Here is a 15,995-nt window from a genome sequence, read left to right on the forward strand (position 1 = left end):
TCTTATCAAGGGGTTTCTAACCCGGGTTTGATATGATTCAAAGCCCTGTTGGTGCGATCGGCTCAATATCTGGATCAAATCCCCCAACTTGATTGGTACGAATTATCCACAAAAATGCTCCCTGTTTTAATAAAACTTTGGCGATTTCATCTTGGGTGCGTCTGGGCAACATTGTTCTGTAACTAATAGCAGCTTTTATCAGGTTTGCTATACCAACAAAAAAGGTTTTTTTCAGTTCAGAATCAATCCCCGCTAATCTCGAATTTTTGCGCCAATCTGGACGAACAATACCGAGGGGCATTAATACTTTTTCTAAACTCTCTCCTAATGCTACTAGCTGGTGAAACCTTTGGGTTTGTGGGTCGGTAGGATGTGTTTTTAGCCAGTCTTGAATCTGAGGATTTGACTCTATTTCGGAAGTAATTTTTTTAATTGTCGCGTAAATTGCCTGACTTGAATCTTGGACGCAAGAAGTTGCTGGCGTGACTAAACTTGCGCCGGTGCCGTCTCCGCTGCGGTAGCGGGCCATCATGATATCTAGTTGCTGGTTTAATTCGGTTAAAGGCGACAAAGTGATGCCGTCAAAATCGTAGTCGCAACACACGCAGTCTAATTTACAGATGATATCGCAAACCGGGCGATCGCCCAACCAGCCACGCTGCAAGTCTCCCATGTAGCTTTGCCATTTGCTGGAACCTGCGACAATTCCGTCGGGATTGTGGGCGTAAACTTGTTTGTATTCTATGTCAAAACGCAGTTCGCTGGTAAAGCGATCGCGCACCACTTTTGCTATTCCGAAAGCAAAATGTCCGGTGACAATTCCCAGCGGTGGCTGGTCGCCTTTTTTCCCGCCGATACCCCCGAAACTGTGAATCACTATCCCGATATCTCCTTCTTGCCAAGGAGAGATGGAAGCGTTTTCTGTAGCATCATTCGGGGTTAACAATACTCTTCTTGCTTGCCCTTTTTGGGCTGGTGTATTTTCCCAATTTTTACTGTTTAAATAAGCGAGAGATTTTTTCAGCCCTAAATGTGTTTCATCGGGTGTTAATTGGGCAATTTTGCGGGGTTCGATTGCCTGCACTACAAATATACTGTTTTCGTCTCTTTCGCCGTAAATGTACCAGCCGTCTGGATTTAATGGCGATTGTTGGATCAGGTGATTGGTAAACCTCGCTACGCCATTTTTGTCTGGCTGTACTTGTGGAATCCGAATAATTTCGGCGTCGCCGTCAAATTGTTGAGATGTTTTGTTGAAATGCCGGACAATAAATTGGTCGCTGTCGGGTTCTTTTCGCTGTAAAATTGATACTAAGGCGCACAAACGTCCGATAATTTGTACTGGTTCGCGATCGATCGTGAGTTCCTGGCGATCGCTGCTGCTATAATTAATCGCAATCACCGGCCTGCGTAGCATCACAGTCACGCTGTTTTCAAGTCTGCTGCCTGCTAGAGTTTCTAAAGGGCCGACATTTCGCCAGCCGTTCAATCTCTCTGGATGGATATTGCCAGATTTTTGACTTTTTTTAGTTTCTTCTGTGAAGTTTATATCTTGACTGACTGCGTGGACAAAAAACTGTACTTCGCGATTTGTACTCCATTTCAAAAATGCTGTTTTGCCAATGAAATTTTTATATTTTTTGGGGGCATTTATTACTTCAAAAAAAACCGTACCGTAAGGCTGGCGCTGTTCGTTTAAGGGCAAAATTAACCGCCCGTGCCAAAGGGCTATCGGCTTGTAAAGATAGGCAACTGATGCTGAATTTTCGCAGATGATCTCCGGCTCAAAATCTATTGAAATATCGCTTTTCCCTCCAAAAATAGTAGCAGTTAAATTTCCGTCACTTTCTACAAATCGGGGTTCTAAAAAAACCTTTTCAGGTTGTGAAAAATTAGCGGTTAAATGACCATTGTTTTTTGTGTACGAGCGTCTAAAGAGGTGAGATTTATCGAGTTTTGCTTGCAACCAATTTAGGAAAATGCGAATAAAAATAAACGCTGTTAAACCAAAAACAACAGCTAAAATAATTAGCCCCAAGGTCAAAATGAATTGGTTGAAAGACTGACCTGATACTAAAAAAATTGTTTGCCAGATCAAAGAAAATTCCGCCATAATATCTAAAAACGAGTTTTAGGTTCGATCCAGTCTGTGCTGGCTTGACTGCCGAAAACTAGGGGTTTGTCCTCGGTGACAGGTACCGTTTGCCCTGTCATATCCACTGCACAAAGAGGCCAAGATCGATCGCCCAAATTGCCTGCGCGGAACAGAACTTTTCCGGGACAAACTTGACTCCAACCCAACAATACAGCATGAGTGTAAAGACTGCGAGCAGGAGCAACGGTATAAGTGTAATTATCATTTTTGTCCCAAATGACACCGTAGTCTGACATATCGGAAGAGTTGAAAAGTGCTTCAAATTCGCGGGCGAGAATGCGGGAACCGTCTTGATTCCAAGAAACAGGCACTAAAATGGCGATCGTCCCGGACATATCTGTATCCTCGCTACCATACATCCCACTTTCCGCGAGGGGCGAAGCAGCCGCCACTGTTTGCAGTTCGCCGGTTTTGAGATTTTCCACAAACATGACGCTGCTAACCCGACAGTGGGAGAATTCCGGCTGCACTTGCAACTCAATTCGACTGTAAGCTGCGTATTGGCCGTTAGTTGAAACTAGGGATGGACTGCGATAATAGCGGAGGCCTGTGCCGGCAGTGGAGCTCACTTTAGCATGAGTGGCAGTAATCCATTCCCAAGGAACGGGATAAGGGCTATTTAAAGGGTCAGTCATCGGTTTTTTTTCCAAAAATTTTACTGAATTATCCAACAGATTCAGGCTGGCAGGCAACAAACTAGAAACCTGGTTTCTGCCTCGATGCTTCGCCACTAAACCCCAGATTTATAGAAAGCGGGTTTCTTTTTGAGATTTTAGATGGGAGGATAAATCTCAAATCTCAAATCTCAAATTTCCAATCGGATAGGTAAGATAGTATCGAAATTAATCTGGTATGTACACCGAGAGGGATGAAACATGACGCGATCTTTTAACCAAAAACCTTCAATCCCCCCCACTGGCGTCTCCAAGTCGCGGGGAAAAGGTTTGCTTGTACTGTCGCTGATTTTTCGACTGCTGCTGCTGGGGGTGGGCAGCGGTTTTGCGTGGGTTTTGGGGATAGCGATCGCTCAAATTTATCCGTCAGGCGCGACGGAGATGCCGCTGGCAGAGAGATTGCTGCGTGTAACTCAAAATTTGACCTCCAGCCCGAAACGCGCCCCAGCAACGCCAATTCCGGCGCTCCCGCCACCAACCGTTACACCAACTCCCCAGTCAAAAGTTAGTCCTGCCCAGAGAGAGAAATTGCAGTCGGATTTGAGACAGTTGCAGGGTGAACTCAACGCGCTGATTGGTCGCACCGCGGCTTTGGAGACTCAGTTGGGCAGCAGCCGCCCGACGGAAACTTTGGAAAAGCGTTTGCAGTTGATGTCGCGGGAATTGGCGGCGCCGGAAACGGCGGCAAGTGTTGCCCCTGCTTTACCTGCGATCGGCAGCAGCCCGAGTCTGAACCCTGAAACGGTTAATACTGACCCACAGAATGCCAATAATCCGGTGTTTGGGGGGGATGGGCTAATGGTGACTCTGCCCAGCGATGTTTTGTTTGATACTGGCAGCATTTCTTTGCGCGCGGGAACAAGTGCGATTTTGGACAATTTGGTGGCGGAGTTGGGCAATCACGAGGGGGCAACTGTGCGCGTTGCAGGCCACACTGACGACGCGGGGGAAGCGGCGGACAATCGCAATGTGTCGTTTGCGCGGGCTCAGGCGGTGGTGCAGTATTTGTCGAGTGTACTCGGTCAGAAGTATCATTGGGTGGCGATCGGCTATGGGGAAAGTCGTCCTTCGGTAGACAATAGTTCGGATACTAATCGGCAGCGCAACCGTCGCATTGAAGTGGCAATTAGTCCTTAGTCAGCGGACTTGTGGATACTAGATTTATTGCATGAATCTTTGATTGATAGTCAACCGCAGATGTAAGGCAGATAAACACGGATAAACTCAGATATTTTCCACAGAGGTGAGCGAATGCTTGCAATTGGAGTCTACTGTGTTGAATTCTCAAGGCGTAAGCTGCTGTTATGCTGAAGGTGTCAGAGGTGGCAAGTCAGAATTATTTTTAGCCTGATCTATTGCCTCTCGATGTTCGCTCCTAAGTTTGGGTTTTAAATACAAGTTTTCAATCAAAGCTGCCACTCCAGCAAACCAAGGTGGCACAATTACAGCTCCAATAATTCCTAATACTTGAACGCCGCCCAATACAGACAGCAATTGATATAAAGGATGCACACCAACCGATGAACCAACCAGCAAAGGATCGAGGACGTAAGTTTCTAAATTCTGGATGATTACAAATAACAGTAATACCCACACAAGTACCCAGCCACCTTTCGCTAATGCTACGATTAATGCTGGTACTGCTCCTAACACGGGGCCGATGAAGGGAATCAAGTTGGTAACACCTGCGATCGCACCCAAGCCTAAAGCAAATTCCGGCATTCCCAAAATGCTCAAACCTGTGGTAATAAATATCCCTAAAATGCCCGAAACTAAAACTCGTCCGCGAATATAACTTCCCATTCTTTGACCAATTGGCGCCACTTGTGCGGCTAATCTTGCGTCCCAAGGTTTCGGAAAAAACTGCACCAAACTTTTGATTAATGTGTCGCTGTCGGCAACCATATAACCTGAAATAAATAATGCTAAAACTAGGCTGAAGAAACCGCCTAGAATGCCTCTGGTTAAGCTGTACGATCGCAAAACCAGTTGTTGGCTCGATCGAATCAGCCAATTAGTCAGCGATTGAGTGTCCACCAACTGACCGACCAGGGTTGGGGCATCGTCGGTGAGGCGACTCAATACATTAGTTGCCACTGTTCGCAAACTTTCGACATAAACTGGTAGCTGCCGCAGCAGTAACTCTATTTGTTCGATTACCGTGGGCCCGATTAACACTACTGTCCCGCTAAATCCGCCGATGAGAGTTAAATAAACCATAATCACCGCCAGCCAACGGGGAGCCCGCATGGTTTCTGCCCAATTCACGATCGGCACGATCGAAGCCGCCAGGACAACTGATATCATCAGAATTACTAGCAGGCTTCGCAATTGCCACAGCAGCACTAGCAGCAAGGACGATGCTACAATTAGCAGCAAGTTAGGTAAAGAAATGGTAATCCGCTGTTCTGACATAATTAAGTAATCAAGGTTTGTATTGGCGCTTATGTTATCCCGCAGAGCGGGTTTATTTATATTCTCATTTACCAAAGATATGTCGGGTAAAACCAGCACCTACTCATATTATAATAAAAAGTAACATCGGTTCAAAAAAAATAAGATGCAACCGCCATATTCAACCCAAGATTTTTCCACTATTTCGTCTATAAAGTCACCAACGCTGTTTTACGAATGGCAAAATTATCGCTGTGCTTATGAAGTTTATAACCCAACTACTGCGACACAAGATAGCATCCCTTTGTTATTAATTCATCCGATAGGAGTTGGTTTGTCAAGAATCTTTTGGCATAGATTTTGTGAGAGTTGGTACCAAGCAGGGAACACTAATCCGATTTACAATCCCGACCTTTTGGGCTGCGGCGATAGCGAAATGCCGGCTGTGGCTTGCTATCCTGACGATTGGGCGGCACAGTTGCAGTATTTCTTGGAAACTGTAGTCAAAAAACCTGCGATTGTACTCGTGCAAGGTGCTTTACTGTCTGTAGGCTTGGCATTAGCAAAAATGCAGCAGGAAAGCGACTCAAATTTAATTCGCGGCTTAGTCCTGGCAGGGCCTCCGGCTTGGGCGGTAATGAACAAACATTCGACAGAAAGACAGCAACGAATTGTCTGGAATTTGTTAAATTCTCCCTTGGGCAACGCTTTTTACCGCTACGCCAGACGCGCTGAGTTTTTGCGTTCTTTTTCTGTGAAGCAACTGTTTGGCGATGCGGCAAAGGTTGACAGCGAATGGTTAAATGTTTTGCAGGCTGGGGCGGCAAATCCTGACAGCCGCCATGCGGTTTTCTCGTTTTTAGCCGGGTTTTGGCGCCAGGATTATAGCGGTACGATTCAAAAGTTCGATCCCCCCGCACTCGTTGTGATGGGAGAAAAAGCCTCAAGCATCAGTCAAGCGGGTAAGGAAGAAAAACCGGATGAAAGATTAGCCCAATATCTAGCGCATTTTCCCAATGCGGAAGGTTTATTAATGCCGGGGCGCAATGTTTTGCCCTATGAATCCACCGCAGAATTTGTCGCGGCTGTTGCGAAGTTTGTCAATGGAAGTTTTTAACCGCAGATATTAGCAGATGAACGCGGATGGAATTTCATCGGGGTTCATCTGCGGTTAAAAAACTCTAAATTTCAACTGCGGTGCCAAATTGTTGTACCATCTTTTTGATCTATCAAAGTAATTCCCCGATCCTTAAGTTCGTTGCGAATGCGATCGCCGTCAGCGAAATTCTTAGCTTTTCGGGCATCTTTCCGCTGCTGAATCATCGCCTCAATCTCCCCATCAGTTAATCCGCGAATCACTTCAAGTTTATTAATACTTATGTTCGAGTTATCGGTATAGAGAGTCGCACTTAGCGGGACGCTTATGCTAAATCCTAAAACTCGGGCTAACTTAACAAGATTCTGCCACTTTTGTTGCAACACGTCCGAAGGCATTTCCGTTTTTCCCCCATGTACAATTATATTGCTTTCGCGCCGCAATTCCTTCGCCAATTCAAACATAACAGCTAAAGCATTAGGAGTATTGAAATCATCATCCATCGCTGCTCTAAATTGCTGTACAGCCTCACTCTCCACTATGGGCAATTTCAGAATTTTATCTGAATCCCAACCCAATTGGGAACCGTGTACAAAACCAAAAACTATGCCTTCGTTAAGAGTATTCCAGCCATTTCGAGCCCTAGCGATCGCCTCTTCGGTAAAATCAATTTGGCTGCGATACTGCGCCATGAACACAAACAGCCTCACCGCCATCGGTTCTACCGCTTTTGACTTCTCGCTTCCTTCCAAAGCTGTATCGCCCGACCAATTCCCATCCAATAAATCGCGAATTGTAATAAAATTGTGCAAAGATTTTGACATCTTTTTGCCGTTGACAGTCACAAAAGCATTGTGCATCCAATAATTAGCAAGTGACTTGCCCGTCGCGGCTTCAGATTGAGCAATTTCATTCTCATGGTGCGGAAAAGTTAAATCGGAACCACCGCAATGAATGTCAATAGTTTCGCCCAAGCAATCGCGCACCATAGCTGAACATTCGATGTGCCATCCGGGGCGACCTTTCCCCCAAGATGAATCCCAAGCAGGTTCTCCCGGTTTAGCACTTTTCCACAGGGCAAAATCTGATGAATCTTGCTTTTTTTGAGCTTCTATTTCTGCAGTTTCCAATCTACCGCTAGCCCCAGCCTGCATTTCTTCCAACTTGCGGCCGGAAAGTTTTCCGTAATCTGGAAATTGCCGAACATTATAGTAAACGTCGCCACCGGAAGCATAGGCATAACCTTTATTTTCTAATTCGTGAATCAGCCGTTTAATGCCGTCCATTGTATGGGTGGCGCGGGGATATTCATCGGCCCTGAGAATATTTAGCTTGTCCATATCTGCAAAATATTCCTCGATGAAGCGTTCCGCCACGGCTTCCATTGTGGAATTTGTTTCGCGGGCGCGGTTGAGAATTTTGTCGTCAATATCTGTAAAATTCTGCACGTAGCGCACATCGTATCCCCGCCACATCAGATAGCGTCGCACCATGTCCCAAACAATGTAAGCGCGGGCATGACCGACGTGGCAGTAATCGTATACCGTAACGCCGCAGCAGTACATCCGCACCTTTCCTGGTTCGATGGGTTCAAAAGGTGATTCACGACGGGTCAAGCTGTTGTAAAGCGTTAGAGTCATTCGATTTTAGATTTTAGATTTTAGATTTTACAAGATTTAGGCCGAACGTCTATTTCTAGGGTGTGCAGTACCCACCTTAATCTTTATAGGTAGCGTCCAACCACTTTTGCATTCAGGACTACGGGCTTGTAGTTACGATCGCCCGTTAGCGAAGCTTGCAGAAGAAGAGCGCCCAACTGCCAGCCTAGGAAATTGGGTACTGAATCTCCTCTATCCATAGTACCGCCCCAGCAGACTCAATCTCACATCTAATTCGTGTCAGGAAATCGTGACAATAGTTTCTCGGACGATCCCCGTAGGCTCCGTATTGTCAAGATTTCCTGACAATCTGATCCCCAAAATCACGAAAATGCGTATAAGTACCCAGGATTCAGGGCAAAGACCCCTTGACCCGATCGCAAGTTGTCTGCAACATTAAGTCATGACAAAGCGATCCCAAAGAAATGCTTGACTTAAGCAAGCCTGGGAGTCAAATAGCGCGTGTGCTGCTAGCACAGCGTTGCTAGCAGCACCGGTCGCACTCACAAAATCGATCTTGTCAATCAAGAATCGACAGATAAAGCTTTATTTAGATCGGACGGTGCGCGCAGAAGCCAATAAGTCCAAACCCTCGATCGCATGGGGGACAAGACAAGCTAAAAACAAGCAAGGCTTCAAAGGTTGGAGAGATTTGGAAGCTCGATAATATGTGGATTTAAAAGAGTTTCTAACTCAAAAAGTCAACACACTTGTGTTGAAAGAAAAAAATCTAACCCGCCATCCCAAATTAGTGGAGAACGAACTCATGGCAAAAGAACGCCCACCATTAGAAGAGATGACTTTGCGACAACTCCGCAGAGTTGCTAGCGAATGTGGAGTATCTCGCTACAGCCGGATGCGGAAATCGCAACTTCTGGCATCAATTCAAGAAATTCAACGCACCAAATTTTCCTACAGCCCATCTCGCAAACTAGAGGCACAAGAAGCAGTGGAAGCAGCAAAGTTTGAACTCGGTCAAGAAGATAGAACAGGCGGTTCTTTGTCGTCTGTAGATGAAGGTTTAGCAGATTTGCCCAACGGCTACGGTGAAAGCCGGGTGGTTTTAATGCCCCGCGACCCTGAATGGGCCTACACTTACTGGGACATTCCCAACGATCGCAAAGAAGAATTGCGTCGCCAAGGAGGACAGCAACTCGCCCTGCGGATCTACGACGTTACAGATGTTAACCTCGACATTCAAAGCCCGCACAGCATTCAAGAATATCCCTGCGACGAACTGGCGCGGGAATGGTATGTGCCAATCCCCGTGAGCGATCGGGACTACGCGATCGACATCGGCTACCGCTGTGCAGATGGTCGCTGGCTGGTATTAGCTCGATCTGCCCAAGTCCGCGTTCCTCCCGTCTATCCCAGCGACTGGATTGAAGATCAATTCATCACCCTCGACTGGGAAGAAGAGTTGCAAGGCAAAACTTTCGCCGAACTGGTTCCTCCGGCCAAGAAAATGGCACAAGCAGCTAATGGCTTTGGTTTCAGCACCGAAAATGCTATCTACGAACAAATCTTCGGCATGGCAGAATCTGCCGAATCCATGCGCGTAGCGGGTTCTATCTTCGGTTCCATGCAGCACGTCGCTGGTTCGGTCCAGCAAGTCGGCATCCACGAACAAGCTCTCAGTTCCTACGTGTTCCCCTCCGGCGTCGGAATGTGGGCGGCTCCCACTATGTCCGGCCTTACCGCGTCAGGTGTCGGTATGTCCGGCCTCACCATGTCAGGTGTCGGTATGTCCGGTCTCACAATGTCCGGTTTCGGTATGTCGGGTGTCGGTATGTCGGGAGTTGGCTTTGCCGCCCCGATGCGCCCTCGCCAGTTCTGGTTGGTTGCGGATGCCGAACTGATCGTCTACGGCGCTACCGAGCCCGACGCTACCGTCTACGTAGGCGGACAGCCGATTAAACTCAATGCTGACGGCACTTTCCGCTTCCAGATGTCCTTCCAAGACGGCTTAATCGACTATCCGATTTTTGCAGTAGCAGCAGACGGCGAACAAAACCGCGCCATCCACTTGAAATTCAACCGCGAAACCCCAGAACGGCGCACCAATACCAAGCAGAATGCCGTTGTGGAATGGTTGGGCTAATCCCAAAGGTCGAAAGATCGATCGAGCGGCGGGCGCTCATACAGGTTTGTGCCAATTTTTGAACCATCACAAGGCATAGCCTCAGCCGATCATGATTTGTTAAGGTTAATCCCAGACAACAACCCATAACACCCCCTATACACCGTTCTCCTGTTTTGAGGAGCGGTGTTTTTTGTGTTTAGAAGAAAGAAGGAAGAAGGAAAAAGGAACAAGGAATAATTATTTATTTAAATGTTCTCAATAGACTTGAATTGCATAAATTTTTGATTGAAGGATCAACCGTAGATTACAGGCAGATAAACACAGATAAACGCAGATAATCTCAAGATAGTTGATGATTTTTGTAAGATGTTTAATATCTATCTGTAGATAGATGTTGATTTAACTCGCCATCTAATCAGTTAAATCAAAATTTGCACTTTTGACTCAAGCATTATTAAGTAAGCTAAAGTTTACTTAAACTTTTATTGCATAAACTCGGTAAATCCAGCGAAACAAAAGAAAGCGAGTTATGAGAGAAATAAGGCGATCGCAGCGCCATTTCTCAAAAGCAAATGCAAAAAATAAATTCCCCGCAGCCACGAAGCCAGAAGCGTCCCCGTCTTTTAGCCTTATTCGCTGCCACATTAACCGCCGTCTTGCTTTTATTTATTCTGCCGGCACTGACTCAACAGCCAGTCGTGCTCACCATGTTAATGCAAGGCCAAGACATTGTTAACTGGAAACCCTTTGTCAAAGAATTTGAACAGAAAAACCCCGACATTCGCATCAACCTCATAGAAGGGCCTTTTGACACCAACCTCATAGAAAATCTTTATACATCTGCCTTTCTTTTAGGCGAATCGCCCTACGACATCATCAACATGGATATTGTATGGGTTCCCAAATTTGCAGCTGCAGGTTGGGTAAGCGATTTGACAGACAGAATTCCCCCGGAACAACTTTCCAAATTCATCCAAGGTAACGTCGAAGGCGGGCGGTATCGAGGCAAACTTTACCGAATTCCCCACGCTTCCGATGCCGGAATGCTTTATTACCGCAAAGACATTTTAGAACAAGCGAAAATTCCAGCCCCGAAAACCTTTGAAGAGATGGTAAAAATCTCTCAAAACTTGCAGAAACAGGGAAAAGCTACTTGGGGTTATCTGTGGCAAGGTAAACAATACGAGGGAGTATCTGCGATGTTTGTCGAAGTGCTCTCCGGTTTTGGTGGCTTCTGGGCCAACCCGCAAACTTTTGAAGTTGGGTTAGATAAACCCGAAGCAATTAAAGCAGTGGAATTTCTCAAAAATACGATCGCCTCCGGCATCTCTCCTCCGGGTGTCACCACCTACGGCGAAGAAGAAACCCGGCTGTTGTTTCAAAATGGCAAAGCGCTGTTTTTGCGAAACTGGCCGTATGTTTGGAAGCTGGCAAATGCCGAAGGATCGAATGTTAGAGGCAAAATTGCGATCGAACCAATGCTCAGCAGTATCGGTCAAACAGGCGGTTCCTGCTTGGGCGGCTGGGGCTGGGGAATTGCCAAAACTTCAAAACATCCAGAACAAGCGTGGAAAGCAATTCAGTATCTTACCAGTGAGGAAACCCAGCGCAAATTTATTTTAGAAACGGGTTTAATTCCCAGTTACAAGTCCCTATTTACCAACAAAGAAATAGTCGCCAAATATCCCCACTACCCGCAACTGCTAAAAGTAGTGGAACGGCCAGCTTTGCGCCCACCCCTGGCACAATATGCTCAAGCTTCTGATATTTTGCAGCGCTATTTGAGTTCAGCTTTTACCGGGAGAATGAGTGCAGAACAAGCAATGAAAGCAGCAGCTAGCGAAACTCGCAATTTATTAGGCAGTTTGAAACAACCCAAAGCTTCGTAAGTCCTAAACAGGCTTTCCGGCTTGTTCCACAAAGAGTGATTTTTTTTATTTGGGAATTGGCATCTTGCCTGCCACAACAGGCTTTCCGGCTTGTTCCATAAAAGCTAATTCTCTTGCGGGTTGGGCTTCTAGCCCGCCATAAAATAATTTAAAGGTGAAAATTATGCAATTAGACAAGATGCGACAGCGCGAACAAACAACCGGATGGATATTAGTAGCACCAGCTTTGATAATTCTGCTGCTAGTATTTGCTTACCCAATATTGCGCGCTTTTTGGCTGAGTTTATTCACCCAAAACCTCGGTACAGAATTAAAACTGGTTTTTTCCGGTTTTGCTAACTACAGTCGAATGTTAGGCGACGGGCGTTTCTGGCAAACTTTAGGCAACACCACAGTATTTACAGTCGTCTCTGTTTTGCTGGAATTAATTCTCGGTATGGGGATTGCCTTAGTCTTAAATCAATCCTTCGCAGGGCGCGGCATTGTTCGCACAATCTCCTTGCTACCTTGGGCACTGCCCACTGCATTGATGGGAGTAGCTTGGGCGTGGATTTTTAACGACCAATACGGAGTAATTAACGACATTTTGAGACGATTAGGATTGATTCAAAATAGTATTAGCTGGCTGGGAGATCCGACTTTGGCAATGATGGCTGTAATTACAGCAGATGTGTGGAAAACTACGCCCTTTGTCAGCTTGCTTTTACTAGCAGGATTGCAGTCAATTCCCGGTGATTTGTACGAAGCACACGCGATTGACGGCGCGAGTAGCTGGCAGAGTTTCCGTCAAGTTACGGTTCCCCTGCTGATGCCCCAAATTGTGATTGCTTTGCTGTTTCGATTTGCCCAGTCTTTCGGCATTTTTGACTTAATTCAGGTGATGACGGGAGGGGGGCCGGCGGGGGCAACCGAGACGGTTTCTATCTACATTTACAGCACGGTGATGAGGTATTTAGACTTTGGCTACGGGGCGGCTTTGGTGGTGTGTACTTTTTTGATGTTAGTGGCAGCAGTTGCGATCGCCGCTTACCTGTTATCGAGAGCCCGCATCAATGCAGCCGGAGGAAACTAAGACGATTTTAGATTTAGGATTGGAGATTTTAAATAACCAACTGTTGCACTTTTATTTCATTGGTATAAATTATGTCGATCGCCCGCGAACAACCCACGAAAAAAACCTTTAACATCCGGCAATTAATCTTGCCAATCTCAGCGCTCTTAATTGTCGCATATTTCCTCGCACCTATTATCTGGCAGGTGCTAACTTCTTTCAAAGTAAATGCAGATATTTCGGCGATTCCCAACATCTACATTCCCAAACGAATTACTTTCGAGCATTACCTGTCCCTCTTCCAACGTCGCCCGTTTGCTCTTTATATTTTAAATAGCGCTTTTGTTTCCATTACTTCAACATTGCTGTGTTTAGCAGTAGGCGCTCCTGCAGCTTACGCTTTAGCCAGGTTGCGGCTGTGGGGCGAGAGAATCATCCTGGCAACTGTGACGATTGTGACGCTATTTCCAGCGGTTCTACTATTTTTGGGACTGCTGGAAATTGTCAAAGCTTTGGATTTAGGCAATAATTATTTAGCATTAATTATTCCTTACACCGCAATCAATCTGCCCTTGACAATTTTGGTAATGCGGAGTTTCTTTCAACAATTGCCAAAAGATTTGGAAGATGCCGCTAAAGTAGACGGATACAACACTTTTCAAATGCTGTGGCAAATTGTGCTGCCGATGACATTTCCTGCGTTAGTTACAACTGGAATTTTAACATTTATTTCAGCTTGGAATGAGTTTATATTTGCACTAACATTTATGACTCGCGAATCTCTAAAAACAATCCCCGTCGCCACGGCTCAACTCAGCGGGGTGTCAGTATTTGAGATTCCTTACGGCCCGATCGCCGCAGCCACCGTTTTGGGAACTTTGCCCTTGGTTTTGCTGGTTTTGGTGTTCCAGCGGCGCATTGTTCAGGGTTTAACTGCGGGGGCAGTAAAAGGATAAATCGATTTTAGATTTTAGATTTTAGATTGAACTGGTTCCTGGGTTCTGGCTGGGAACGAGTCAAACAACACAGTCAACAGTCAACAGTCAACACTTTAAAAATCATGGCAAAATTGCAACTAAAAAACCTCAATAAAACCTACAGCCCTAAAGTTGTTCCCGTAAAAGACATTAGTTTGGATGTCAGCGAAGGAGAATTTCTAACCTTGCTGGGACCATCGGGGTGTGGCAAATCTACGACACTGCGGTTAATTGCAGGGTTAGAACAGCCAACTAGGGGCGAGATTAGAATTGGCGATCGCGATGTCACTTATCTCAGACCGGGCGATCGCGATATTGCAATGGTTTTTCAAAGTTACGCGCTGTATCCGCACATGACAGTATACGAGAATATGGCATCGAGCCTCAAACTTCGCAAAATCTCCTCCGGTGAAATCAATCGGTTAGTGACAGAAGTTGCAGCATCCCTAGGATTGACGGAATTAATCGATCGCAAACCAGGAAAACTATCAGGCGGACAGCGACAGCGAGTCGCCCTCGGCCGCGCATTAGTGCGCCAACCGGAAGTATTTTTGCTCGACGAACCTTTGAGCAATCTCGACGCATTATTACGGGAAAAAGTTAGGGCCGAACTCAAACAATTGTTTTCCTCCCAAAAAGCTCCTGTAGTGTACGTAACTCACGACCAAACCGAAGCAATGACGCTTTCTACAAAAGTCGCAGTTCTCAACAGCGGCAGCGTGCAGCAGCTCGATCCGCCACACTTAATTTATACCCGTCCTGCAAATCAGTTTGTAGCCGGCTTTGTGGGCAGCCCGCAAATGAATTTGCTCGTGCTTAAATGCCATGGCAATTTTGCTAAGTTGGGGGATTTTGGAGTTCCACTCCCAAATATGCCGACTCTGCCACCAGAAATTGTTTTAGGAATTCGCCCCGAACACGTCGGCTTTGCAGATGCAGAGGCCGGCAATATAGCGGCCGCAGAGGCAATTAAAGGTGAGGTTTATTTAGTGGAAAACTTGGGAATGCAAAATTTAGTTAGCGTTCGAGTTAAAGGTGTGGACTCAGTAACAGTGCGGGCTTTGCTGCCCAATGACCGCCACTGGAATTCCGAAATTGTAGAGCTGGTTTTCCCGCCTCAGTTGCTGCACTGGTTTGACGTAAAAACGGGCGATCGCTTGCAATAAGAATTTGCCTTGCATAGCATGATTGATTAAAAATTCTCTAACCCTGTGCTGAAAAATATTTTTTTTGCTTCTAACTAAGTTATGACTTTAGTTAGAGGTAGAACTATTTGGCTGCTGTTAACGTGATATTCATGTGTGAAAAAGCTAATTGGCTGACACATAGGTTGCGTGTTTACCAAATTTAATCGCTAACCTCTAACTCTATTTAGGTCGTTAATCGGAAGTTAAAGCTAAGTTGGCTTTACCTCGCATTAGCTGCTGGTTTTGGAGCGAGCCAATTAGATAAAAAATGTTGAAAATTATCACAAATCAACTTAGGGAGTATTACTGAGATGAATTTCATTTCCACAGCCATTGCTCGCATCAGTTCCCTGCTTAAGGGCTTTCAAATTAAGAGTTTTTTGAGTGTTGTCCTAGTCGGTTTTCTGGTGCTGACAACCACTGTTGATTCGGGACGCACTAACAAAGGTTTTGGCACGCAAGCCAGCTCAAAATCTGAGCTAAACAATTCTGAAAGACCCCAAACAACGCGGGAATGGAGGCAAGAAGCTCGCGAAACCTCAGACTCTCCCGGCGAACGAGCTCAGAAGATTGGCCAAGAGGCAGGAGCAGCCGTGAAAGAAATGGGCGAGATGTATCAAGACACTGCTAAGAGAAGTATCCGCGAATTAAAGGATTAGTAGCTCCACCTAAAAAATATAACACTGAGAAACCTGATTGCTTTCGGGGGGCAGCCAAGAGTGCTCGCCCTTCCGGGTTTCTGAACACCTGAAAAGTTTGACGTTTAAATAGGTTGAGCTACTTAATACGACAGACGCAATCAAGTAGGCGAGCATACATAAACTAGAACAG

The 15,995-nt window shown here is 46.0% G+C and carries 13 protein-coding genes; 8 read left to right on the top strand and 5 right to left on the bottom strand.

Annotated features, from left to right (window positions below; all coding sequences use genetic code 11):
• Positions 1-37 precede the first annotated feature (37 nt).
• Both QUA38_RS00100 and QUA38_RS00105 read right to left on the bottom strand, forming a co-directional pair.
• Positions 38-2,113 carry an abortive infection protein gene (locus tag QUA38_RS00100; protein ID WP_333158071.1) on the bottom strand — a complete coding sequence of 692 codons (2,076 nt, stop codon included), beginning with the start codon at positions 2,111-2,113 and terminating at the stop codon, positions 38-40.
• A 5-nt stretch (positions 2,114-2,118) separates the two neighbouring features.
• Positions 2,119-2,790, bottom strand: coding sequence for a hypothetical protein (locus tag QUA38_RS00105; protein WP_333158073.1), 672 nt, complete (start codon positions 2,788-2,790; stop codon positions 2,119-2,121).
• A gap of 240 nt (positions 2,791-3,030) precedes the next feature.
• On the opposite strand from QUA38_RS00105, the gene QUA38_RS00110 reads away from it, so the two are divergent.
• A complete protein-coding gene (locus QUA38_RS00110) occupies positions 3,031-3,966 on the top strand; it encodes an OmpA family protein (protein WP_333158075.1) in 936 nt (311 codons plus the stop codon).
• Between the two features lie 165 nt (positions 3,967-4,131).
• Here the strand turns inward: QUA38_RS00110 and QUA38_RS00115 are convergent, their stop codons facing one another.
• Entirely contained in the window at positions 4,132-5,244 is a 1,113-nt protein-coding gene (locus QUA38_RS00115) for an AI-2E family transporter (protein WP_333158077.1), read from the bottom strand.
• Between the two features lie 145 nt (positions 5,245-5,389).
• Between QUA38_RS00115 and QUA38_RS00120 the strand changes: the two genes are divergently transcribed.
• Positions 5,390-6,340, top strand: coding sequence for an alpha/beta fold hydrolase (locus QUA38_RS00120; RefSeq protein WP_333158079.1), 951 nt, complete (start codon positions 5,390-5,392; stop codon positions 6,338-6,340).
• Positions 6,341-6,411: 71 nt separating this feature from the next.
• On the opposite strand, the gene cysS is transcribed toward QUA38_RS00120, so the two are convergent.
• Positions 6,412-7,959: a cysteine--tRNA ligase gene (cysS, locus tag QUA38_RS00125; protein WP_333158081.1), complete on the bottom strand. Its 1,548-nt coding sequence runs from the start codon at positions 7,957-7,959 to the stop codon at positions 6,412-6,414.
• 83 nt (positions 7,960-8,042) lie between these two features.
• A complete protein-coding gene (locus QUA38_RS00130; protein ID WP_333158083.1) occupies positions 8,043-8,177 on the bottom strand; it encodes a hypothetical protein in 135 nt (44 codons plus the stop codon).
• A gap of 566 nt (positions 8,178-8,743) precedes the next feature.
• Here QUA38_RS00130 and QUA38_RS00135 point away from each other — a divergent pair.
• The 6 genes from QUA38_RS00135 (at position 8,744) to QUA38_RS00160 (ending at position 15,823) form a co-directional block, all read left to right on the top strand.
• Entirely contained in the window at positions 8,744-10,078 is a 1,335-nt protein-coding gene (locus QUA38_RS00135) for a DUF4912 domain-containing protein (RefSeq protein WP_333158085.1), read from the top strand.
• Positions 10,079-10,632: 554 nt separating this feature from the next.
• The gene (locus tag QUA38_RS00140) at positions 10,633-11,949 is read left to right on the top strand and encodes an ABC transporter substrate-binding protein (protein ID WP_333158087.1); all 1,317 of its coding nucleotides are present in this window, start codon (positions 10,633-10,635) and stop codon (positions 11,947-11,949) included.
• Positions 11,950-12,112: 163 nt separating this feature from the next.
• Positions 12,113-13,021: a sugar ABC transporter permease gene (locus QUA38_RS00145; protein ID WP_333158088.1), complete on the top strand. Its 909-nt coding sequence runs from the start codon at positions 12,113-12,115 to the stop codon at positions 13,019-13,021.
• Positions 13,022-13,092: 71 nt separating this feature from the next.
• Positions 13,093-13,956, top strand: coding sequence for a carbohydrate ABC transporter permease (locus tag QUA38_RS00150; protein ID WP_333097940.1), 864 nt, complete (start codon positions 13,093-13,095; stop codon positions 13,954-13,956).
• Positions 13,957-14,060: 104 nt separating this feature from the next.
• A complete protein-coding gene (locus QUA38_RS00155; RefSeq protein ID WP_333158221.1) occupies positions 14,061-15,143 on the top strand; it encodes an ABC transporter ATP-binding protein in 1,083 nt (360 codons plus the stop codon).
• Between the two features lie 332 nt (positions 15,144-15,475).
• A complete protein-coding gene (locus QUA38_RS00160; protein ID WP_333158090.1) occupies positions 15,476-15,823 on the top strand; it encodes a hypothetical protein in 348 nt (115 codons plus the stop codon).
• Positions 15,824-15,995: the final 172 nt, after the last annotated feature.

This window comes from Microcoleus sp. Pol12B4, from assembly GCF_036701385.1.
GTDB lineage: Bacteria > Cyanobacteriota > Cyanobacteriia > Cyanobacteriales > Microcoleaceae > Microcoleus.